This is a genomic window from Paucibacter aquatile, assembly GCF_002885975.1.
Lineage (GTDB): Bacteria > Pseudomonadota > Gammaproteobacteria > Burkholderiales > Burkholderiaceae_C > Paucibacter_A > Paucibacter_A aquatilis.
This window is the reverse complement of record NZ_POSP01000003.1, coordinates 3,538,102-3,560,515: the sequence shown is the minus strand read 5'-3', so window position 1 is coordinate 3,560,515 and position 22,414 is coordinate 3,538,102. Positions and strand designations below refer to the sequence as shown.

Here is a 22,414-nt window from a genome sequence, read left to right as displayed (position 1 = left end):
GCAGTGCACGCGAACAGGCGAGCAGGCAAAAAGAGTGAGAGGCTTCCAGAGCCTGTCAGCTTAGTCGATCTGGCCGAGGCCTCGCGGCGCCACGCAGGGAATGACGATCTCGAACTGCGCGCCCTCGCCCAGGCGACTGCGCGCCGTGATGCTGCCGCCCAGGGTGGCGGTGACGATGTTGTAGCTGATGTGCAGACCCAGGCCACTGCCGCCCTGGCCCAGGCGGGTGGTGAAGAAGGGGTCGAAGATGCGGCCGAGGTTGTCTTCCGAAATGCCGCGTCCGTTGTCGCTGAAGCGCAGGCACAGGCGCTCGCCCTCCAGGCGTTCGCCGGTGAGCCTCATCAAGCCGCCCTTGCGCCCCTCCAGGCCATGGACCATGGCATTGATGATGAGATTGGTCAGCACCTGGCCCAGGGGGCCGGGGAAACTGTCCAGCATCAGGCCTTCGGGCACGTCGAGCTGCAGCTCATGCTCCTCGCGACGCAGGCGGTTGCCCAGAGTCAGGGCCACTTCGCGGCACAGGGTGGCGAGGTCGAAGACGCGGCGCTGGTCGGAGGTCTGGTCCACCGCGATCTGTTTGAAGCTGGTGACCAGGCTGGCCGCCTGGCCCAGGCTTTTCACCAGCAGCTGGCTGGATTCCTCAGCGGTCTGGCAAAAGCGCTCCAGCTCCGAACGGCGCAGCGCGCCAGCCTGCACCTGCTGCAGAAAGCGCCGGCTGTTGTCGCTCAAGGTGCTGGCCATCAGGAGGCTGTTGCCGATGGGCGTGTTCAGCTCATGAGCCACACCGGCCACCAGCGAGCCCAGGGCCGCCAGCTTCTCCTGCTCGACCAGCTGGTTCTGTGTGATCTTGAGGCGGCGGTAGGCCTCGGCATTGTCCAGAGCCACGGCGGCATAGGCCCCAAGGGTGCGCAGGATGTCGAGGTCGGCCGGTCCAAAAGCCTCGGCGCGGCCGCTCAGCACACTGATCACCCCCATCACCTGGCCTTGGCGCATCATCGGGATGTAGAGGCCCGACAGCGCCGGCTGCGGCTCCTCGCCATTGAGCAAACGCACCCGCTCGACCGTGGCGCCATCGGCGCGCAGCACGCGGGCGTCGTGCGCGAGGCGGCCAAAGTTCAGCTCGCGCGCCTGCAGCACGCAGTCCACCGAGGGCTGGCCCGACTCGTCCAGCCGGCGCTGGTAGCTCTGGAAGGGCTGACCCTGCTGCATGACGAAGTCAAAGGTCACCACGCGCGCCTGCCAGTCCACCAGGCCGAGGCCGAAGACGCTGCAATCGACCAGCTCGTTGACATGGCGGTACAGGGTCTGCTGGATGGCGCCGACATCGAGGGAGGCGGTGATCTGGCGGCCGATCTCGCTGAGCAGGGCGATGTCGCGGCGCGCTTTCTCGGCCACCTCGCGCTGCGCCTCGGCGCTCTGCTTCTCGCGCGCCAGCTGCTGCTGCTGCTCGAGCAGCTCATGCGTGCGGCGGTCGACCAGCTCGCTCAGGCGCAGCCGGGTCTGGTGCAGCACGCGCACGCGCCACCGGTAGGCGGCCGCCAGCGCCAGCAGCAGCACGGCCACCACGCCGCTGCGCCACCACCAGCTGCGCCAGAAGGGCGGCAGCACCTCCAGCTCCAGCACCAGGTGGTCCTCGCTCCAGACGCCATCCGGATTGGCCGCCCGTGCCAGCAGGCGGTAGCGCCCGGGGTCCAGATTGGTGTAGGCCGCCAGACCCAAGTCGCCAATGCCGTAGATCCAGTCGCGGTCGAAACCCTCGAGCCGCCAGGCATAGCGGTTCTGCTGCCGGTTGTGGAACTGCAGCGCCGCCAGCTCGAAGCTGACCATGGCCTCCCGGTGCGTCAGCCGCACCCGGCTGGCCTGATGCAGCGGCCCCTGGATACCCAGGTCGGCCAGGCGCGGCGGTGCGTCCTCGCCCTCGCGCGGCCGACTTTGGGCTTGTGCGTCCGGGCGCAGCGAGCGGTTCAGCACCAGCAGGTCGCTGAGCACCACGGCCGGCGGCGTCGGGTTGTCGCGCAAGGCCTCGGGCTGGAAACGCAAGAGACCCGGGCCACCGAAATACAAGCTGCCATCTGGCCCGCGCCCCGCCGAGGCAAACGAGAAGCCGCCGCCGAAACGGCTGCGCCCGGGGTAGAAGCGCGCCTGGCGACGGTCGGGCTGGAAGCGCGTCAGGCCATGCTCGCTGCTGAGCCAGATCTCGCCGTTGAGCGCATCCTGGATAGCACTGAACTCGCCTGCGGGCATGCCCGGCACCTGGCGCCAGGACTTCAGCTCCCAGCCCTGGGCCGTGGCCAGCAGCTGGTAGAGCCCCTGCTCGGTGGCCAGCCAGATGCGACCCTGGGCATCCTCGCGCATGCCGAAGATGGGCAGGCGGCCCGGCGCCGGCATGTCGGCATTGGCGCGCACCGGCTGGCTGAAGCTGTCGCTCTGCGGGTCCCAGAGCTGCAGGCCGCCCTTGCTGCCGATCCAGATGCGGCCCTCGCGGTCCTCCAACAGGCTGTCAACCACATCGTGGCTGAGGCTGCCGGCCTGCCCGCCCGCGCTGCGGAACACGCGGTGCTTCAGGTCCGGGCTGAAGCGGTGCAGACCGGCGGCGCTGCCGGCCCAGACCTGGCCGCTGCGGTCGCGCAGCAAGGCGCTGATGGAGGCGCCGGCCGGCGTGGTGTTCTCCAGGGGCAGGGCCTGGCTGCGGCCACGCTTGGGCTCGTAGATCACCAGCCCGCCATCGCCGCCGGCCCAGATTTCAGCAGGCCGCCCCGGCGCGCCCGGCAGCAAGGCTTTGACATGGCTGAGCGGCACGGCCTGGGGCGGGATGCGCTCGACATCGCCGCTGGGCAGGTGCAGGCGGTTCAGGCCGCCACCGTAGGTGCCCAGCCAGACATGCTCAGGCCCGTCCTGCAGCATGGCCATGACCGCGTTGTTGGACAGGCTGCGCTCATCGCCCGGCACCTGCAGATAGCTGGTGAAGCCGCGCGTGGCCAGATCGGCCAGGCTGATGCCATAGCCCCAGGTGCCGACCCAGAGCGTGCCGCTGCGATCCTGCATCAGCGAAGCAATCGAATTGCCCGCCAGGCTGCTGGGCACGCCAGGCAGGTTGTAGAAGGACTGCAGCTGGCGGCTGCCCGACTGCCAGCGTTGCAAACCGGGCGCTCGACCGGAGCCCACCCACATGGCTCCGTCCTGATCGCGCAGGATGGCATGCACCACGCCGCGCGCCGGCTGCAGCTGCTCGGCCAGCGGATCGGGCTCAGGCGGCGCCCGCCCATCCGCCGGAATGCGCCAGATCTGCAGACCGGCGGCCATGCCCACCCAGAGCCGGCCTTCGGCGTCAAAGGCCAGGCTGCGCGCGTGCAACTCCACCGGGCTGAACTTGCCGGCCGGGCTGCCGCGCAGGGTGTTGAGCTGCTGGCTCAGGCGCCCCTGGCGGTCGATGTGGCCAACCTGGTGGCCCTGCGTCAGCCACAGTCCGCCCTGGCCGTCGGCCAGCAGGCCACGGATCTGGCTGTCCTGGGCGATCGCCGCCCATTGCGGATCGTGCCAGCGCTCGAAGCGCACGCTGGCGATGTCGAAGCGATACAACCCATGCGGCAGCGCCAGCCACAGCTGCCCGGACCCCGCCGGGGCGATGCCCACCACGGCCCGATCCTGCAGGGACAGCGCCTCGGGCATGGCGATGCGGCGCAGCGAATCGTCGCGCAGATCGATGCGGTCCAGGCCGGTGCGTGTGCCCACCCACATCGCCTGGTTCTCGGGGTCTTCGAGCAGGCTGTAGATCATGCCGTGGCGCAGCATGTCGCTTTGCTCGGGGTCGGCGCCCCAGACCTTGAAATGCCGCCCGTCGTAGCGTGCCAGGCCGTTGCCGGAGCCGATCCACACCAAGCCCTGTCGGTCCTGCAGCAGACTGGTCACCGCCGAACTGGGCAAACCATCTTCCGTGCCCAGCTGGCTGAAACGCAAACCGTGCAGGGATGAGGCCCAGGCAAGACCTGGCACCACCGCACCCCAGCCGGCCAGCAAGAGCATCAGCAGGGCGAGCGCGCAGGACCGCAGGAGGCGGCCGCCGCGGTGGGTGCAGCAGAGAGCGGGGATCGGCATCAGGCGCGCGTTCCATTCGGGGCACAGCCCCATCCGCCGCCAGCCTAACCTGCGGCCCGCCAAAACGCATGCAAAAAAGTGTCGCGCCAAACGCAAAAGTGCGGGCCCGGGCAAGCCCGCGGGGCTCCGCGTGATCCGGCAGCGGCCCGCGGTTCAGAGCCGCGGCGGGCTGTCCTCGCTGCGGCGGCGATCTGCGACCAGGGTCGGTACCGTGTCAGGCGCCGCCTGCTCCATGGCCAGTTCGGCGCTTTGACTCAGCTCCAGCCCGCTGCAGCGATGGGGGCCACACAGGGCGGCGCCCATGCGCAGGCTGGCAAACAAGAGCTGCGACTGCAGCTCATACGGCCCGCCCAGCGCCCGCTGCAAGCGCGCCTGCACCGCCGGCAGCGGCGCACGCGCCATGTTTTGCAGGACGACGGCGTAGCGGGCACGCCCCACCCGCGCCACCACATCGTGGCTGCGTACCCGGCAACGCAGGCGTGCGCCCAGGGCGGCGATCAGTTCCTCCTGCTGGCCGGTGCGCGGCGCCATCCCCCCGGCCTCGGGCCGCACCTCCACCTGCAGCAGCAGCACGGCCGGCCGGGTGCCGTAGCGCCGCGCCGCACCCAGCTCGCGGTTGAGCAGGCCGGCCAGGCTGAGCATGTCCGGCACGATCTCGATCGCTTGAGGCTCGCTGTTGCGGCGCCGGCTCAGCGTTGCGTGGGCCGACAAGCTGAGGTGATGGCTGGGTTGGATGGTGGAAGACAAAAGGGTTCGGCTCCCCGAGGCCGGCATGGATGTGTGGTTCACAGCGTCGATGTCTTGTACGTGGGCCACAGGCCAGCCACGCCGCACCCCTGACAGTAGGGCCGCGGAGCGCACAGGCTGCAGCAGGTGAAGACACGACAGCGGCAGACAACCCCTTTTCGGGCCTCCCTGCTGGCCGCCATTGCCGCGTCCTCTTTGGATAAAACGCGAGCCGCAGGACAAACCCGACATGCCTCTCGAAAAAATATTCATGGCCGGCTGCTAGAGTGCTTTGCCCAGCCCGAACCATGAGCGACAACATCACCCTACTGCTGCGTGCCGCCCAGAACGGCGACCGCCAGGCCACCGACCAGGTGATGGCCTTGCTCTACGCCGACCTGCAGCGCCTGGCCCGGCGGCGCCTGCAACAGGCCGGCCACCTGACCTTGCTCGACCCCACCGGCCTGGTGCACGAGAGCTATCTGCGCCTGCAGGCCAGCGGCCAGCTCGACTTCCCCGACCGCAAGCATTTCCTGGCCTATGCCGCCAAGGTGATGCACAGCATCGTCATCGACCTGGTGCGGCGCCGCCAGGCCGAGCGCCATGGCGGCGGCCTGGAGCAGCTGACCCTGAACACGGCCGTGGCCAATCTGCCGCCCCAGGGCGACGAGCAAATCCTGCGCGTGCACGAGGCGCTGGAAGAGCTGGCCGCGCTGGAACCGCGCCTGGCCCAGGTGGTGGAGATGCGCTACTTCGGCGGCCTGCTGGAGAGCGAGATCGCCGAAAGCCTGGGCGTGACCGAGCGCACCGTGCAGCGCGATTGGCAGAAAGCCCGGCTGTTCCTGTCCCTGTCCCTGAGCTGAACGGATGGCCGAGATCGACAAAGCCCGCTGGGCCCGCCTGAGCCCCCTGCTCGATGAACTGCTGGACCTGGCGCCCGAGCATCGCCCCGCCCGCCTGCAAGCCCTGCACCAACAAGCCGAACTGAGCCCCGACCTGATCGAGGACCTGGCCGAGTTGCTGCGCCGGCAAGAGGCGCTGGAGGCCGAGGACTTTCTCGCCAGCCCCGCTCTCAGCGTGGCCGAGGCCGCCAGTACCCACAACCAGGCCGGCCAGACCGTGGGCGCCTACACCCTGGAGCGCGAAATCGGCCAGGGCGGCATGGGCACGGTCTGGCTGGCGCGCCGCACCGACGGCCGCTTCGAAGGCCAGGTGGCGATCAAGTTTCTGAACACCGGCCTGATCGGACGGGGCGACGCGGGCCGCTTCGCCCGCGAAGGCCAGATCCTGGCCCGCCTGACCCATCCACACATTGCCCGCCTGATCGATGCCGGCGTGGCGCCTGAACACCGGCAGCCCTATCTGGTGCTGGAGTACATCGACGGCCTGCCCCTGGACCGCTTCTGCGTCGAGCGTGGTCTCGACTGCGAAGCCCGGGTGCGCCTGTTCCTCGATGTGCTGGCCGCCGTGGCCCATGCCCACACCCGCCTGATCCTGCACCGCGACCTCAAGCCCTCGAACATCCTGGTGACGGCGGCCGGCGAGGTGAAGCTGCTGGACTTCGGCATCGCCAAGCTGCTCCACCGCGCGGGCGACGATGACACCACGCCCCCCGGCGCCGCCACCGAGCTGACCCGGGTGGCTGGACGCGCTTACACGCCGCGTTATGCCGCGCCCGAGCAGGTGCAGGGTGGCGAGGTGACCACGGCCACCGATGTCTATGCCCTGGGCGTGCTGCTCTACCTCTTGCTCAGCGGCCAGCACCCGACCGAGGGCCAGGACGAGGCCCTGACCACGCCGCTGGAGCGCCTGCGCACCCTGGTCGAGGTGGAACCCAAGAAGGTGTCGGAGCGCGTGCCCAGCGGCGTGGCGCGCCAGTTGCGCGGCGACCTGGACACCATCGTCGCCAAGGCGCTCAAGAAGGCGCCGGCCGAGCGCTATGCCAATGCTGCTGCGCTGGCCGAGGACCTCCAGCGCTGGCTGGCTCATGAGCCGATCAGCGCCCGGCCAGACCGCCGCGCCTACATCGTCGGCAAATTCATCCGCCGCCACCGCCTGGCTGTGGCGGCCAGCTGCACGGCCCTGCTGGCCATTGCCGCCGGCGCCGGCGCGGCGGTCTGGAAAGCCCAGGAAGCGCATGAACAGCGCGTGCAGGCCGAAGGCCTGATCGAATTCATGCTCGGCGATCTGCGCAAGAAGCTGGACCCGGTGGGGCGGCTCGATGTGCTCGATGCGGTGGGGGAGAAGGCGCTGGCCTACTACGCCCAGCAAGACCTGCGGCGCAGCGATGCAGACGCACTGGGCCGGCGCGCCCGGGCCCTGCATCTGATGGGCGAGATTGCCGAGAAGCGCGGCCAGATGGCAGAGGCCGAGGAGCGCTTCAAGCAGGCCGCCGACAGCACGGCGGAACTGCTGGCGCGCGACGCCAAGAACACGCAGCGGCTGTTTGACCATGCGCAGAGTAGCTATTGGGTGGGTTACGCGGCTTGGCGGCAAGGTAAGCAAGAAGCGGCCGAAAACAACTTCGAAACCTATCTGCAGCTGGCCCAAACGCTCACCCGAAGTGAGCCGGCCAACAGCAAATGGCAAACCGAATTGGCCCATGCAGAAGTGAACTTGGGCGTGCTCTTGCTCAACACCCAGCGCGTCGAGTCTGCACTGGAGCGTTTCACCCGTGCGCGGACGATTTGGCAGGTCCTGATTCCTGCGCATGCGGACTTGCAATCGGAACTGACCAAGACCTGGGGTTGGATGGCGCGCGCGCAAGAAAAACTGGGCCAGTTCGAAGCCAGCATCTCAAGCCATGAAGCCAAACTGCAAGTCCTGCGCGCCGAAAAGGTACTGAATCGCCAAGCCCAAGATGATGAGGCCACGACGTTGTCGGCCTTGAGCCGCCTGCAACTCAGCATCGGCCAGGGCTCTGCGGCATTGGTCACGGGCAGGGCGGCACGCGATGCCTTTGTGAAACTGGTGGCCGTCGATACCGACAACCTGTTGTTCGTCGAGCGCCTGGCTTACGCCCGCCTTCATCTGATCGAAACCGTTCTGGCGCTCGGCAGCACCGAGGAGGCTCGCGAGGAACTCTCTGCCTTGGAACCCGAGTACATCAGGCTTCTGGCCGCCACGCGGGACAAACCCGATACCGCAATCAAGATCCCTGGCCGCTTCCTGGCTGCGCAAGCGCAGCTGGCAACAAAAGAACGATCCTTGTCACCTACCGCCGCCCCGCTCCGGGACTTGACGCGCTTTGTGGATCGGCACTCACTGACGAGGTCGGGCGGAGGGCGAGGCAAAGTCGATGTGAACACTCAATGGGCCCTGGCCTTGGCCTCATATCGACTTGGCAATGCCATCGCGAATGCAGCGCCGACAGAAGCCCGAACACGCTGGAACCAAGCTTTGGAGCACCTCGCCGGAATTGGGGAGAGCGTGAGCGAAGCCCGCGTGAAATCCTTACGAGCCCATGCCTTGCTCAGCCTCGGGCGTACTCAAGAAGCCCGATCAATGGCCGAAGGTTTGGAGGCATCGGGCTTCCGCCACCCTGAATGGCAGGTTGGTCTCGCTCGGCGCATGGCCGCGGAGAAGGTACAGCAGTATTGACGCAGCCCGCTGGGTTACGCCTCCTGCAAGCCAGGTTCATCCTTGGACTCACGCGACCCTATCAATCCACCTCAACGATCGCCCCACCATGCCCTCGAACCAATCGACCCCGATTCAAAACAATGTCTTCGCCGTCAGCGTCACGGTCAAAGCAGCGCAAGGCACCGAACCCTATTTGGTCTTCAACCCAGACCCGGTGACTCTGAGCAATCAGGCCAATGCACTGATCGTGTACTCCCTGGTCAGTCCGGGCTACTACTTCCCGTCGGATGGCTCTGCCTTGGTCATCAACAGCGCTGACGCGGATGCGGAGTTCCCTATCGCTTGGTTGATCAATGCAGCCACCTTGGCACTGGGCGACTACAACAACAACGCGCAGTCCTACAAGTACACGATGACCGTCATCGATGCGCTGAGTGGGGCACCAATCACCACCGACCCGAGCATCAGCAACACCAACGATGAATGATCGTTGGCAACCATTCGCACCCTAATCAAGGCTTGAATTTTCCTGGGGCGTGGCTTGCAAGGCGGGAGCAGGTGGTTGCTGCCCGCGCACATCAATCACCACCGTGTGCGCCGTCTTGTCCTGCAGGCCCTGCCGGTTCGGATCCCAGAGGATCTGCAGCAGCCCGATGCCGCCGGTGACGGTGGCGGCGGCATAACCGCCAAAACGCCTGAAGCCCAGCATCAAGGTCATGGGCTTGCCGCTGAGCTCCTGCACGCGCAGGCCCAGCAGGCGCTTGCCCAGGGTCTGGCCCGGCCAGAGCAGGGGCAGCAGGCAGAAGTACAGCGCCGGCGTCACGTAATGGCGCAGCAGCTCATCGAGCCAGCGCTTGCCCGCCTTGAGCCAGCGCATGGCCTGCGGCTGGCCGGCCAGCACCACCTCTTCGCGCAAATGCTCCAGCTGTGACTCCTGCTCGCGCAGCAGGCGGTGCAATGCCTGGTGGTGCTGCGCCTGCGCGTGTTGCAGCGCTTGCGCCAGCTCCGCCGCTGAAGCCGCTGAAGCCACGGTTTCCGCCGCATCGGTCGCGGCCTCCGGCTCTTCCTCCGCCTGCTCACGCAGCGCGCGCAGCTCGGCTTTGCTGAGCGGGGTGCTGAGCTCGCTGGCCGCCTCGGCCGCAGCGTCGGCCTCGGCCTCCGGGTCGCCGTGGAAGAGCAGCGTCACGCCCTGGTAGCTGAACCAGGCCACCAGCAGCCAGGACAGCCAGCGCCGCCGCGGGGCCTGGGGCGGCGGCGCCAAGACCAGGTCGGCGTCCGCCGACTCTGTGGCGCCGGCAGCCAGGTTCGTGCGGCCCCGTCGCCAGCGCAGGCGGGCGAACACCTCGGGCCGGGTCTGGCGCAGCCAGGTGTAGAGGCCCAGGGCGGCCGCCATCATCAGCCAGTTGTTGGCCAGCTGGCTCACCAAAGCCAGCACGGCCACATCGATGCCCATGGCCAGGGCCCGCTGGCGCGGCGTAGCCAGGGGCTGGCCCAGCAGGGCGGGCGCGACATTGAAATCCTCGGGCTTGACGGTGGCGCGCGGGTCCGCCGCATGGTCAGCGGCGGCGCGCGAAGCAAAACGGAACAGTCGAAACACGGCGCAGCACCTCGGCAAGCGGTTCATTCGGGGCCAGCCTCGGCGCCCACTCAGGGTTCTCACCCGGTGCGTCAGAGCCGGACGGGTGCGAAAGACAGCACTCTATGCGAAGCAGCGGCACCGTCATGCAAGTCGCGCACAATCGCGCCCGCAGGCGGGGCTGACGCCCGAGCAGCAGGCATGAAGAGACAGCGGCAGACCGCCCACCTGGCGGCAGACCGCGCAGGAGGACGACACGTGAGCGGAAACGAGGAGGCGCCCGACGGCGGAGGACGGCGGCGGCAGCGGCATGGCGGGGCATGGCGCGCAGCATGGGCAGCCCCGCTGCTGGGCCTGCTGCTGGGCTTTTCAAGCAACAGCCTGCAGGCCGCCACCGGACCAAGCGAAACCGCCAAGACCAGCAGCGCCCCGGTGCCGGGCACGCGCCCGCGCATCGGCCTGGTGCTGTCGGGCGGCGGCGCGCGCGGCCTGGCCCATATCGGCGTGCTCAAGGCGTTGCAGGCGCAGCGCATCCCCATCGACCTGGTGGTGGGCACCAGCATGGGCGCGGTGGTGGGCGGCGCCTTCGCCGCCGGCCGCAGCGTCGAGGACCTGGAAACCCTGGTGGCCGAGGCCGACTGGAACAGCATCCTGGCCGACCGGCCCGGCCGTCGCGAGCTGGCACAGCGCCGCCGCGAGGACGACCGCATGCTGGCCTCGCGCCTGGAGTTCGGCCTGGGGCCCGAGGGCGTGATGCTGCCGGCCGCGGCGGCCGGCAACAGCGCGCTGGAGTTCACGCTCGACAGCCTGGCGCCCGATGCCCGCGCCGAAACCCCGCTGCCCCTGCTGCCCCTGCCCTTCAAGGCCCTGGCCACCGACCTGATCAACGGCCGCCTGGTGGTGCTGGACGATGTACCCCTGTCCTTGGCCCTGCGCGCCTCGATGGCGGTGCCGGGCCTGTTCTCGCCGGTGCGGGTCAAGGACCGGCTGCTGGTGGACGGCGGCCTGGTGCGCAATCTGGGCGTGGACATCGCCCGGCAGATGGGCGCCGATGTGGTGATCGCGGTCAATGTCGGCTCGCCATTGCTGGACGAGCAGCAGATCCAGAGCGCGCTCAGCGTCACCGACCAGATGATCAAGATCCTGACCACGCAGAACGTGGAGCGCTCGCTGGCCGAGCTGCGCCAGGGCGACTTTCTGATCACGCCCGAAATGCCGGGCCTGGGCCTGACCGATTTCGAGCGCAGCGCCGGCGCCATTCGCGAGGGCGAGCAGGCCACCGCCGATATGGCCGCGCAGCTGCAGGCGCTGGCCCTGAGCCAGGAGGAGTACGCCCAGCATGAGGCGCGCCGCAATGCCGCGCTCTGGCCCATGGCCGCCACCCTGCCCCTGGGCACGCTGCGCATCGAGGGCAGCAGGTTCACCAACCCCGAGGCGCTGAAGAAGGAGCTGGGCCTGGAGTCCGGCCAGCCGGTCAGCCGCGCCGATGTGCAGCTGGCCAGCGCCCAGCTCTACGGCCGTGGCGATTTCGAACGCGTGCAGACCCAGATCCACGACCACGGCGAACAGCGCGATGTGCTGATCAAGGTCACAGAGGCGCCCTGGACGCGCAGCCGCCTGCGCCTGGGCATCGAGCTGGCCAGTGATTTCAAGAGCTTCAACCGCAACACCCTGGCCGCCATGCACACCCTGAGCTGGCTCAACGACTGGGGCGCCGAGCTGCGCACCAGCGCCAAGCTGGGCGGCTACCGCGAGTTCAAGACTGCGCTGATGCAGCCACTGGGCCCCGGTTCACCTTGGTACCTGGAACCCAGCGTGGAGTACCTCGGCATTCGCGATTCGGAGTCGCTCAAGCCCTACCAGTGGAACCTCAGCCAGACCGGCCTGGCCCTGGGCCGGCAGATGGGTTTCTGGGGCGATCTGCAGCTGGTGGGCCTGCGCATCCATTCCGATTACCGTGATGCCGACCGGCAGATCCGCGCCACCTTCAGCCTGCCCGAGCTGCGCTGGCGCCGCGACACCCTGGATGCACCCGCCTTCCCGGCGCGCGGCACCCTGATCCATGTAGCCCTGCGTCGCTACCCGGTGACGCTGACCGGCCGCCCTTCGACCTACCAGACCCGCGTGATGCGCGCCTTCCGCTCGGGCGACTGGGCTGGCCATGTCTACGGCGCCCTGGCCGGCAGCTTCAACAGTGTGGATGTGGAGCTGCCCCAGGGCGAGGGCCTGGGCGGCTTCTTGCGCCTCTCGGGCAGCGAGCCCAGCTCCAAGACCCAGTCCTATGCCTTCGGCCGACTGGTGCTGGCGCGCAAGATCGGCCAGATGCCCATCGGCCTGGGCGACACCCTGCGCATCGGCGCCTCGCTGGAGTTTGGCAACGAGCGCTCAGTGCCCTTTGGCGAAACCGGCTTGCGCCGCCAGGCACGCAACGCCGCCAGCGCCTTCCTGGCCATCGACAGCCGCTTCGGCCCGGTCTATCTGGGCCTGGGCAGCACCCGCAATGGCGGCAGCCGGCTCTACTTCGTCGTCGGACCGGTCTGGTGACCGCAGCCTTCGCATTTCAGTCATTCATACGATCTCTCCTGACCAACGACAATGGCTCCCACCATGAACACCCTGCCCGCCCCTCGCTTTTCTGCCCTCCCGCGCTGGGCGCACCTGATGCCGCTGCTGGCTTTGCTGGGCCTGAGCGCCTGCGGCGGCGGCGCTGGCGTGACCCTGGAACTGACGCCGGACCGCGAGGTCAAGAAGCTCAACATCGACAATATGGTGCGTGCCGTGGCCGTGGCCCAGATGGCCGACCAGCACAGCCAGGTCGATGTGGGCCAAGTGCTGCGCCCCCTTCTGCTGGATCTCTACAAGACCCAGAACGTGGCCGGCCGCTACCCCTGCCTGCAGGGCGGCACCGTGACGCTGGAACGCAGTGGTGCCACGCTCTGGCGCTACACGGCCGACAACTGCAACCAGGGCAATGTGCAGGTGACTTCGGGCAGCTGGGAGGTGGACACCAGCCTGGCTGCCACCGCCGGGGTGCGCTACCGCCTGAACAAACTGCTGCTGGCCAAGTTCTACAGCGAAACGCCCGAGATCAGCGTCACGGCCGACCTGAACTTCGACATCCCCTCCGGCAGCAGCTTCAATGCCAGCGGCAGCCTGAACTTTGCGTACCTGGGCAGCCAGCGTGACTACGGCGATCTGCGCTTCGCGGGCCGCAAGGCCGATGGCTACCTCTACAGCGAGCGCAGCCTCAGCATCAAGAGCACGCCGGCCATCGGCCTGCCGCTGAAGATGAGCGTCAGTGCCGACGGCGCGCTGACCGTCAGCGCCGACGACGGCTCCCAAGTCGTCGCCCGCCTGGAGGGCGGCGTCTACGCCCTGGGCCTGCGCAACAGCGCCAGCGGCTCCGTCCTGGTGGCCAAGGCCTTGAGCGACGCCGAGATGCGGGCCGAGCGCATCAAGGCGAGGCTCTGACCTCAGGGGCCGGGCGCGCTTCGGTCCCGGCACGGGTTTCCCCCGCATGACCAATGGATCGGCGATCCGGGCCACCCACAATCGGGCGCACGCCCATCCCTGACATTCCCGCCCGCGCCATGAAACTCCTGATCCTCGGTGGCACCCAGTTCCTCGGCCGCCACATGGCCGAACAGGCCCTGGCCGCCGGCCATGAGGTGACGCTGTTCAACCGCGGCAGCCAGGGCCGACGGCTGATGGCCGGCGTCGAGCAGCTTCAGGGCGACCGGCGCGGCGACCTGTCCATCCTGCGCGGCCGGCGCTGGGATGCGGTGCTCGACCCCAGCTGCTACCTGCCCAGCGCCGCGCAGCGCAGCGCCGAGCTGCTGCGCGAGGCCTGCGAGCACTACACCCTGATCTCCACCATCTCGGTCTACCCGCAGATCGACGCCGACACCGACGAGACCTCGCCCGTGGCCGAGCTCAGCGCAGAGGCCCTGGCCCAAGCCGAGACGCAGGCCACCGCGGGTGCCTCGCAATCAGGCGGTGGCTATGGCGCAGCCTACGGCGGCCTGAAGGTGCTGTGCGAACGGGCGGTTCAAGCGGTGATGGGCGAGCGCGCCCTGATCCTGCGCCCCGGCTTCATCGTCGGCCCTTACGACTACAGCCCGCGCCTGCCTTACTGGTTGTTGCGCCTGCTCGATGCCGCGGAAGACGGCGCGCCCGTGCTGGCCCCGGGCCGGCCCGAGCGCCCGGTGCGCCTGATCGACGCCCGCGACATCGCCCGCTTCGCCCTGCAACAGGCCGAGGCAGGCCAGGGCGGCCTGTTCAACACCACGGGTGCCGATGGCCTGAGCATGGGCGCCTTGCTGACGGCCGCACGCAGCGCCTGCGGCAGCCGCGCCGAGCTGTGCTGGCGGCCCGAGGCCGAACTGCTGGCCGCCGGGGTTCAGCCCTTTGCCGATCTGCCCTACTGGCTGCCCGAAGCCGACAACGCCATGATGGAGATGCGCAACCCGCGCGCCGAAGCGGCCGGGCTGCGCTTCACGCCCTTGGCTCAGACCCTGGCCGACACCGTGGCCTGGCTGCGCGCCGGGCCGCGCAGCGCCAGCCCCTGCCTCAGCCGCGAGCGCGAACAGGCGCTGCTACCGGCCGGCGAGTGCCAGCCCGAGCGGGCGCACATCGCCCAGGTAAACCCCTAACGCGGCGACGCCACAGCACAGCAGCAGGCGGGTTTTCACCGCTGGCCGCGGATCCAGCGGCTGCTGAAACTGGCCGCTTGTCGCGCCACCCGCCCTCCAGCCCGGCTGGAGGAGCGACCCATCCCCCGGGCGCGCCCCCACAAGGAGACCCGCCCCATGAAGCCGCAGCACCCGATATCGCGCTCATCCGCCCTGCTGATCCTCGCCGGCATGGCCCTGTTGCACAGCGGTGCCGCCCGGTCGCATGAGACGATCCAGCGCGCTGGCGCGGCGGCGCTCACGCCGGCCATCGCGGGTCAGGACGTGGGCAGCCGCAGCGTCGTTCGGGCCTATTTCCGCGACATCGCCCTGGCTCGCTCCATCGCCCACAGCCGCTTCGAGACCCTGGAGTCCAAGTACGAACTCGGTTATGTGGTGGTGAACGCCAATGCCGAAGAGCAACGCGAGCTGCGCGCCCTGGGCTTCAGCCTGCAAGCCGATGCCAAATGGCAGAACCGCCAGCTGGCCCTGGCACGCAGCGAAGAACAAGCAGCCAAGCAACGCCGCCTGCGCTCTGCCGGGGCACCGCAGCCCAGCTTCGTCGGCATCCCCAACTACAGCTGCTACCCAACGGTTGAAGAGGTGTTTGCCGAGGGTGATGCCTTGATCGCGGCGCGCCCCGACCTGGCCCGCTGGGTGGACATCGGTGACTCCTGGCAAAAGACGCAGAACCAAGGCGGCTACGACCTGCGCGTGCTGCGCCTGAGCAATGCCGCCTACCCCAGCGGCAAGCCCAAGCTCTTCATCAATGCCGGCATCCACGCCCGCGAGTACGCGACCACGCCCCTGGTGCTGGAGTTCGCCAAGCGCCTGGTCCACGGCCATGGTGTGGACCCGGACATGACCTGGATCCTCGACCAGCACGAGATCCACCTGCTGCTGGCCACCAACCCCGATGGCCGCAAAAAGGCCGAGACCGGCCTGCTCTGGCGCAAGAACACCAACACCGCCTACTGCGGCGCCACCAGCAACAGCCGCGGCGCCGACCTGAACCGCAACTTCGGTTTTGGCTGGTTCAGCACGGCCAGCGGTTCGAGCGGCAATGCCTGCTCCGACACCTACCGCGGCCCCAGCGCCGCCTCCGAGCCCGAAACGCAGGCCGTCGAGGCCTACATCCGCCGCCTCTGGCGCGACCGCCGTGGCACCGGCCGCGACGACCCGGCGCCGCTGGATGCCAGCGGCATCCACCTGGACATCCACAGCCACGGCCGCCTGCTGCTCTGGCCCTGGGGCACGAACGGCACACCGGCGCCCAATGACAGCCAGCTGAGCACCCTGGGCCGCAAGTTCGCCTTCTTCAACAACCACACACCGCAGCGCTCGCTGGCCCTGTACGAGACCGATGGCACCAGCGACGGCCCGAGCTATGGCGAGCTGGGCGTGGCCGCCTTCACCTTCGAGCTGGGCACGGCCTTTTTTGAGTCCTGCGGCTACTACCAGAACACCTTGCTGCCCAGCAATCTGCAGGCCCTGATCTATGCCGCCAAGGTGGTGCGCGCGCCCTACCAGACGCCGGCCGGCCCGGATGCGCTGAATGTCAGCGTCAGCGGCCTGGCCGCCACCGGCGTGCCGCCGGGCACGGTGCTGCAGATCAGCGCCACCCTCGACGACACGCGCTACAACAACAGCAATGGCGCCGAGCCCACGCAGACCATCGCGGCCGCGCAGTTCTACGTCGATCACCCACCGGGCGGCCGCCAGGCCTCGCCGCGGCCGATGCAGGCGGTGGACGGCGCTTTTGACAGCAAGCAGGAAGCCGTGCGCGCCACCGTGGACACCAGCGCCTGGGCGCCGGGCCCGCATCTAGTCTATGTGCGCGGCCGCGATGCCGCCGGCAACTGGGGCGCTTTGAGCGCCGCCTTCATCCGCATCGACCCGAATGCCAGCACCGCGCCGGTGGCCGCCTTCGACGCGGTGGCGCAGGAACGCAGCGTCAGCTTCACCGACCGCAGCGCCGACAACGGCCAAATCGTCAACCGCATCTGGAGCTTCGGCGATGGCCAGACCGGCAATGGCGCCAGCGTCAACCATGTCTACGCCGCCGATGGCAGCTACACGGTGAATCTCACCGTCACCGACGACGAAGGCAAGAGCAGCAGCACCAGCAAAACCGTCAGCGTGGCGGCCGACACCACACCGGTGCTGAACAACGGCCAAAGCGTGAGCAACCTGTCCGGCAGCACCGGCAGCTGGCGCTTCTACCGCGTCTTGCTGCCCCAGGGTGCGCGCAATCTGGTGGTCAGCACCAGCGGCGGCACGGGTGACCTCGATCTGTTCGTGCGCTACGGCCAGGCGCCCGACGCGGGCAGCTATGACTGCCTCAAGGAAAGCGGCGGCAACAACGAAACCTGCAATCTGCCCACGCCCACCCCGGGTTACGTCTACATCGGCCTGTATGCCTATGCCAGCTACAGCGGCGCCACGCTGCAGGTGAACTACACGCCCTGAGAACCTGAGGGCGCTTTCGCTCGCAAGCACTCCCGCTACAGTTCGGGCCTCACCTGACCGACTCTGAAGCACGCCTTGTGATCGATCTGCCCAAACTCAACAAACCCGAGGCCGGCCCGGCGCCGCGCTGGTTTCACATCGCCGTGGCCGGCAGCATGGTGCTGAGCTCGGTGGCCGCCATTTACGGCTCCTGGCGCACCAGCCAGACCATGAGCGCCCTGGTCAAGGAGAACACCCGGCTGGTGATGGCCAGCTCCACGCCATTGCTGGAGTTCAGCAGCGGCAATGTGACCGATGGCAAGCCGCAGCTGAGCTTTTCGGTGCAAAACGTGGGTAACGGGCCGGCCCGCGTGGTGTGGTTCGAACTCAAGTCCGATGGCAAGCCCGTGCCTCACGTGGCGGCCATGGTGGATGCGGTCGCGCCGGAGCTGCAAGGCAAGGCCTACTTCACCACCGCCACGATTGCGCCGCGCCTGATCTCGGCCGGCAAGGAAATCCGCCTGTTCAGCTGGGATCGCCCTGTCGGGAGCGATACCGTCAGCCACGACGCCTGGATTCGATTCGACAAGCACCGCCAACACAAGCTGAGCGTGCAAGCCTGCTACTGCTCGGTGCTGGATGCCTGCTGGATCTCAGACCTGGAAGGCGATATTCCCAAGCCCGTCGAGCGCTGCGAGGCCGAAGGCCGGCTCTCTCCCAAGGGTTGAGACGCGCCGGCCTGCCCGGGCACTCAAGCGCCGCAGCTGGGAACTTGGGGCTTATGGCTGGTCTTCATGCATTGCTTGAAACCCTGGGGCAGGTCCCGCATCTCGCGCGTCTGGCCGGCGGCCACGGTGAACTGGCTGATCACCTGATGGGTGCAGGTGGTGGCCGGCTGACCGCCTTCGCCCTCGGCCGTGCTGCAGCGGCTGGTGTAGAGGGCGTAGTGGCATTCACCGCTGGGGCTGGCCACGCATTGGAAGCTGGCGTTGCCGGCGGCGCTCTGGCTCAGCTTGCTGCTGCCGTTGCCACTCTCGGTGTGGGTGACATGAATGGCGCAGCCACTGGCCAGCAAGGCCAGCACGGCGGCGGCGGAGAAAGACAAGACGGAGCGCAGGGAGGTTTTCATGGATGGGGCGCCAGCAAAGCGCTGGACTTGAACTGAAAGGTGAGTGGGGTCTGGACTGACACTGCCGATGCATTCGGGCCTGAAGCCTGGATCGCGGCAGATGGACACATCCTAGGAAAGGCAGGCAGGGCCGTCCTGAGCTTTGCGACCCACTGCATGAATCGTGGCCTGAACCGTCTCAGCGGCACCGCTTTCGCGCCGGCTCACGCTTCTTTCGTGCGGTCTGTGCCGCTCAGGCTGCAGCTGGTCGGAGCCGGCTGGCTAGCGCGCACACTCGCTCCTACATTGCGAGCCATGCCTCTTCAGCAGGCAACAAGCAAGCCCCGCAACACTTCGCCAGCAAGGTCCTCACCATGACGACACACCGCCACCTCTTCAACGCCTTGGCCATGGCTCTCGGTCTGGGCCTCATGAGCTCGGCCGCCATGGCCGGCGACGAGGCCAGCAACAGCAAACCCGCCAAAGCCTTCACCGCCGGCCTGGACATCCGCGAACAGGCCGACCTCAAGGACATCGGCCTGCCCGCCTACCCCGGCGCACGGCCGCAGCGAGACAAGGAGGACGACAAGGAAAGCGCCACCATCGGCTTCTCCTTCGGCCCCTTCGGCATGAAGCTGGTGGTCTCCAAATTCGCCAGCAGCGACGACCTGGACCGCATCGCCCGCTACTACCAGGACGCCCTCGCCGGCTACGGCCCGGTGCTGGACTGCAGCGCCGGCAGCCCGGCCGCCCTGGAAGCCAAAGCCCGCAAGAGCCGCGGCGAAAAGAAGGACCCGAACGGCTGCGGCGACGTCGGCGGCGACCGCAATGAGCGCGTCTACAAGGTCGGCACCGAGAAAAACTTCCGCCTGGTCTCGCTCAAGCCCGTGGGCCGCGAGGTGCACTTCCAGCTGATGAAGATGGAATTGCGCGGGATCTGAGCCGCCGGGCGCCCGGCCAGAGGATCACAACAAATTGATCTTCCTCGCCGCCTCCCGCAACTCCTCGCGGAAGTTCGGGTGGGCGATATTGATCAGCTCCAGCGCCCGCTGCTTGGCCGATTTGCCGCGCAGCTGGGCGACGCCGAACTCGCTGACGACGTAGTTGATGTCGTTCTTGCTGGTGCTCATATGCGTGCCCGGGCTCAGGGTGGGCACGATGCGGCTGATGCTGTCGTCCTTGGCGGTGGAGGGCAAGACGATGAAGGCCTTGCCGCCGCGCGAGCGGTTGGCGGCGCGCACGAAATCGCTCTGGCCGCCGGTGCCTGAATACGGCGTGGGGCCCAGGCTTTCCGATCCGCACTGGCCCAGCAGGTCGATCTGCAAGGTGGCGTTGATGGCCACCAAGTTGTCGTTCTGGCCGGCCAGATAGGGGTCGTTGGTGAAATCGACCGGGTGCATTTCCAGGCCCGGGTTGCGGTCCATGAAGCGGTAGAGCTTTTGCGAGCCGAGCGCGAAGGTGGCGACCATCTTGCCGGGAAGGTAGTTCTTGCGCCGGTTGGTGACGGCGCCGCTCTCGACCAGGCTCATGATGCCGTCGCCGATCATCTCGGTGTGCACGCCGAGGTCGCGCTTGGCGCTGAGTTGCATGACCACGGCATCAGGGATGCCGCCGTAGCCGATCTGCAGGGTCGAGCCGTCCTCGATCATGTCGGCCACATACTTGCCGATCGCCTCCTGCACCGGGCCGATCTTGGGCAGGCCCACCTCGGCCACGGGCTCGCTGCTCTCGATCAGGCCGCTGACCTGGGAGATGTGCACGGTGCAGGCGCCGTTGGCGAAGGGCACATTGGGGTTGACCTCGAGAATCACCGCGCGCGCCTTCTTGACCGCGGCCATGGTGTAGTCCGCCCCCAAGCTCAGCGAAAAATAGCCATGTGCATCCATGGGCGAGGCCATGGACACCACCACATCGGCCGGGATCTGGCCGCGCTCGATCAGCGACGGCATCTCGGAGAAGTAGCTGGGGATGAAATCGACCCAGCCCTCCTTGCCGCCGGCCCGCGAGGCGGCGCCGTAGAAGAAGGCCACATGGCGCACATGCTCGACCGTCTCGGGGTCAAAGTAGCCGTACTTGCGCACCGCCAGGATCTGGCCCAGCTTGATATCGCGGAACTGCCGCCGCGCGGCCGAGAGCGCATGCAAAAGCGTCGGCGGCTCGCCCACGCCGGTGGGCACGATGATGAAATCGCCGTTGCGCAGCAGGCTCAGCGCGTCTTCGGCCGTGGGCAGCTTCTTGCGGAGGTAGAGGTCTTGAACGGTCGACATGGGCAGCCTTTCGCTCCGGCCGGGCCGGGGGATGGGGTGGTTCCTGACCCCATCCTAGGCCGCCCAGCTTGCGGCGCGCTTGCGGCGCGCTTGCGGCGCCTCAATCGCGCGGCAGGCTAAGCCACAACGAACGCTCAGCGCCCACCAAGGAAGCGGTTCTCGCGCAGCGGCGATCGTTTCAGCGTCCAGGCCAGACCGGCGTCGCCGGGGGCGGCCAGAGGCTTGCTCGTCGAGGCGGTCTCGGGCGGGCAGCGGCCGTCGATGCGGTGGGCCAGGGCGGCGGCCAGCATGGCCTCGCGGCTGTCACCCAGCGGGCGGCTCAGGTCATCGGCCACCCGGCAGCCGGGCAAGCCGGCGGCGCCGCTGCCGCCGGGCTCAAAGCCATCGGCATAGTCGCCAAAGCCGGCCGCGTTGTTGCCGACAAATTCGATCGGGAAATAGGACATGCCGCAGTTGTCCTTGGCCGTGAATCCATAGGGCTTGCCACAGCTGCGCCCGCCGATCTGGATCACCTCGACGCCGATGCCGCGCAGGCCGTTGATGATGGACTCGCTGGCCGAACAGGTGCCGGCCTGGGTCAGCACGTACACGCGGGCCAGGTTCAGCGTGGGCAGGGGCTGCTCCAGCGTGCAGGCCTTGCCGTCGTAAAGGCAAGACTCGGTGAAGAACGGGGTGCGAGCCGAAGTCGATTGGTTGTCGGCGCTGCGCCGGCTGTTGTAGCGCAGCTGCTCGAAGACCTTGTCCTGGCTGCGCTGTGGGCCGGCGATCATGTAAGCCAGCTCGCTGGCGATGTAGAGGTAACCGCCACCGTTGTAGCGCAGGTCCAGCATCAGGTCGGCAATGCCTTGCTGCTGGAACTCGCGCACCGCCTCGATCAACTGCGCTTCAGCCGGTGCGATATGGTCGTTGAACACCAGATGGCCGACACGCCGCCCATCCGCCGCCGTCAGCACCTGGCGCAGCAACACCGGCTGCTTGGCCACCGCTGCGCTGCTCAGGTAAGCCGACACCTCCATGCCGCCTGCACGGCTGAACAGAAAGCTGTGGCCACGGCCGCTGGCTGAGGGATACAGCGCCGCATTGAGGACATCGATGCCGCCCTGGTCCACGGCATCGGCATTGACGCCGTCCACCATCACCAAGCGGTCGCCGCGCTGCAAGCCCGCTTTGGCGGCCGGGCCGCCCGGCTCCACATAGGCAATGCGCAGGCCGCGCGGCGGCGTCTTCGAGGCCTGCGACCACTCCAGCCCATAGCCTTGCTCGACACCGCCTTGCGCCAGGGCCTGCCACTCGGCGCTGGGGAAGGTGAAGCTGAAGCGGTCACGCAGGGCGCCGCTGGCGGTGCGTTCGGGGGTGAGCAGGGCATTGAAGTAATTGTCCAAAGCCTGCTCGACCGTAGGGCCGGTGAAGAGCGCGGCATTGACACGCGGCACCTGCTCACGCCAGAGGTAAGCCTCGTCGACGTAGGAGCGAATCCACTGCTTCTCGAGGCTGAGGCTGCCGTTCTTCTTGCCGGCCTCGGCCAAAGGGTTGTCGGGCGCGCATCGCTGGGCCAGGGTGGCGCTGGCGGCCAGCACCTCGGTGTCGGGCTGGCTGGGGGCCGGGCTGACGGCCCCACCTCCAGCGTTGTTGTTGCCATTGTTGTTGGCATAGGCCGCATCGCCGAAGACCGAGGTGCCGGGCCGCCCACCGCCACCACCGCAGGCCGTCAGCGCCAGGCTCAGGGAACTCAGGATCAGGGCGGCCATGGGGCGTGTGGCCCAGAGCGGGCGCGCCACGGCGCCGGCTTGTGCAGTCGTCATTGCTTTTTTCCTCCAGAAGACACGGTCTGTGCCGCTTGGCTCGGCCCTCCTCCGCAGCAGCGAGAGGATTCGGCCAAACCCGCGCACTGTACCCGCGCCCAAGGGCTCAGCGGCAGCGCAGATTCACCTTTGTGTTTGCC

Annotated in this window: 15 protein-coding genes; 9 read left to right on the top strand and 6 right to left on the bottom strand. The window is 68.1% G+C overall.

The features are described from left to right. Positions 1 to 60 precede the first annotated feature (60 nt). Both C1O66_RS18470 and C1O66_RS18465 read right to left on the bottom strand, forming a co-directional pair. Positions 61 to 4,095, bottom strand: a complete 4,035-nt coding sequence (locus tag C1O66_RS18470; RefSeq protein WP_165794683.1) for a sensor histidine kinase — start codon at positions 4,093 to 4,095, stop codon at positions 61 to 63. 153 nt (positions 4,096 to 4,248) lie between these two features. Then, a complete protein-coding gene (locus C1O66_RS18465; RefSeq protein WP_165794682.1) occupies positions 4,249 to 4,842 on the bottom strand; it encodes a diguanylate cyclase domain-containing protein in 594 nt (197 codons plus the stop codon). Between the two features lie 287 nt (positions 4,843 to 5,129). On the opposite strand from C1O66_RS18465, the gene C1O66_RS18460 reads away from it, so the two are divergent. The 3 genes from C1O66_RS18460 (at position 5,130) to C1O66_RS18450 (ending at position 8,890) form a co-directional block, all read left to right on the top strand. Next, positions 5,130 to 5,684, top strand: a complete 555-nt coding sequence (locus C1O66_RS18460; protein WP_102769233.1) for an ECF-type sigma factor — start codon at positions 5,130 to 5,132, stop codon at positions 5,682 to 5,684. Positions 5,685 to 5,688: 4 nt separating this feature from the next. Continuing rightward, a complete protein-coding gene (locus C1O66_RS18455; protein WP_102769232.1) occupies positions 5,689 to 8,421 on the top strand; it encodes a serine/threonine protein kinase in 2,733 nt (910 codons plus the stop codon). 88 nt (positions 8,422 to 8,509) lie between these two features. Then, positions 8,510 to 8,890, top strand: a complete 381-nt coding sequence (locus C1O66_RS18450) for a hypothetical protein (RefSeq protein WP_102769231.1) — start codon at positions 8,510 to 8,512, stop codon at positions 8,888 to 8,890. A 21-nt stretch (positions 8,891 to 8,911) separates the two neighbouring features. Here C1O66_RS18450 and C1O66_RS18445 read toward each other — a convergent pair whose 3' ends face one another. After that, on the bottom strand, positions 8,912 to 10,000 hold the full coding sequence (locus C1O66_RS18445) for an RDD family protein (protein ID WP_133155293.1): 1,089 nt from the start codon (positions 9,998 to 10,000) through the stop codon (positions 8,912 to 8,914). Positions 10,001 to 10,237: 237 nt separating this feature from the next. Between C1O66_RS18445 and C1O66_RS18440 the strand changes: the two genes are divergently transcribed. From C1O66_RS18440 to C1O66_RS18420, 5 genes are all read left to right on the top strand, one after another. Continuing rightward, positions 10,238 to 12,523, top strand: a complete 2,286-nt coding sequence (locus C1O66_RS18440) for a patatin-like phospholipase family protein (RefSeq protein WP_165794681.1) — start codon at positions 10,238 to 10,240, stop codon at positions 12,521 to 12,523. 63 nt (positions 12,524 to 12,586) lie between these two features. Beyond that, positions 12,587 to 13,450: a hypothetical protein gene (locus C1O66_RS18435; RefSeq protein WP_133155292.1), complete on the top strand. Its 864-nt coding sequence runs from the start codon at positions 12,587 to 12,589 to the stop codon at positions 13,448 to 13,450. A gap of 119 nt (positions 13,451 to 13,569) precedes the next feature. Next, positions 13,570 to 14,631 (top strand): NAD-dependent epimerase/dehydratase family protein, encoded by a 1,062-nt coding sequence (locus tag C1O66_RS18430; protein WP_102769227.1) that lies wholly within the window; start codon positions 13,570 to 13,572, stop codon positions 14,629 to 14,631. Between the two features lie 156 nt (positions 14,632 to 14,787). After that, the gene (locus C1O66_RS18425; protein WP_102769226.1) at positions 14,788 to 17,118 is read left to right on the top strand and encodes a M14 family zinc carboxypeptidase; all 2,331 of its coding nucleotides are present in this window, start codon (positions 14,788 to 14,790) and stop codon (positions 17,116 to 17,118) included. 77 nt (positions 17,119 to 17,195) lie between these two features. Beyond that, the gene (locus C1O66_RS18420; RefSeq protein WP_102769225.1) at positions 17,196 to 17,825 is read left to right on the top strand and encodes a hypothetical protein; all 630 of its coding nucleotides are present in this window, start codon (positions 17,196 to 17,198) and stop codon (positions 17,823 to 17,825) included. Between the two features lie 23 nt (positions 17,826 to 17,848). Here the strand turns inward: C1O66_RS18420 and C1O66_RS18415 are convergent, their stop codons facing one another. After that, a complete protein-coding gene (locus C1O66_RS18415) occupies positions 17,849 to 18,226 on the bottom strand; it encodes a hypothetical protein (protein WP_102769224.1) in 378 nt (125 codons plus the stop codon). A 353-nt stretch (positions 18,227 to 18,579) separates the two neighbouring features. Here C1O66_RS18415 and C1O66_RS18410 point away from each other — a divergent pair, with 353 nt between their 5' ends. After that, positions 18,580 to 19,146 carry a hypothetical protein gene (locus C1O66_RS18410; protein WP_102769223.1) on the top strand — a complete coding sequence of 189 codons (567 nt, stop codon included), beginning with the start codon at positions 18,580 to 18,582 and terminating at the stop codon, positions 19,144 to 19,146. Positions 19,147 to 19,170: 24 nt separating this feature from the next. On the opposite strand, the gene C1O66_RS18405 is transcribed toward C1O66_RS18410, so the two are convergent. Next, a complete protein-coding gene (locus C1O66_RS18405) occupies positions 19,171 to 20,472 on the bottom strand; it encodes an acetyl-CoA hydrolase/transferase family protein (protein WP_102769222.1) in 1,302 nt (433 codons plus the stop codon). Positions 20,473 to 20,606: 134 nt separating this feature from the next. Continuing rightward, positions 20,607 to 22,274 (bottom strand): S41 family peptidase, encoded by a 1,668-nt coding sequence (locus C1O66_RS18400; protein ID WP_102769221.1) that lies wholly within the window; start codon positions 22,272 to 22,274, stop codon positions 20,607 to 20,609. Positions 22,275 to 22,414 lie beyond the last annotated feature (140 nt).

Bases quoted from the DNA above. Each gene is read 5' to 3' on its own strand.
- C1O66_RS18405 (WP_102769222.1), bottom strand. From the start codon at position 20,472: ATGTCGACCGTTCAAGACCTCTACCTCCGCAAGAAGCTGCCCACGGCC.
- C1O66_RS18425 (WP_102769226.1), top strand. From the start codon at position 14,788: ATGAAGCCGCAGCACCCGATATCGCGCTCATCCGCCCTGCTGATCCTC.
- C1O66_RS18435 (WP_133155292.1), top strand. From the start codon at position 12,587: ATGAACACCCTGCCCGCCCCTCGCTTTTCTGCCCTCCCGCGCTGGGCG.
- C1O66_RS18460 (WP_102769233.1), top strand. From the start codon at position 5,130: ATGAGCGACAACATCACCCTACTGCTGCGTGCCGCCCAGAACGGCGAC.
- C1O66_RS18410 (WP_102769223.1), top strand. From the start codon at position 18,580: ATGACGACACACCGCCACCTCTTCAACGCCTTGGCCATGGCTCTCGGT.
- C1O66_RS18400 (WP_102769221.1), bottom strand. From the start codon at position 22,274: ATGACGACTGCACAAGCCGGCGCCGTGGCGCGCCCGCTCTGGGCCACA.
- C1O66_RS18470 (WP_165794683.1), bottom strand. From the start codon at position 4,095: ATGCCGATCCCCGCTCTCTGCTGCACCCACCGCGGCGGCCGCCTCCTG.
- C1O66_RS18415 (WP_102769224.1), bottom strand. From the start codon at position 18,226: ATGAAAACCTCCCTGCGCTCCGTCTTGTCTTTCTCCGCCGCCGCCGTG.
- C1O66_RS18430 (WP_102769227.1), top strand. From the start codon at position 13,570: ATGAAACTCCTGATCCTCGGTGGCACCCAGTTCCTCGGCCGCCACATG.
- C1O66_RS18450 (WP_102769231.1), top strand. From the start codon at position 8,510: ATGCCCTCGAACCAATCGACCCCGATTCAAAACAATGTCTTCGCCGTC.
- C1O66_RS18455 (WP_102769232.1), top strand. From the start codon at position 5,689: ATGGCCGAGATCGACAAAGCCCGCTGGGCCCGCCTGAGCCCCCTGCTC.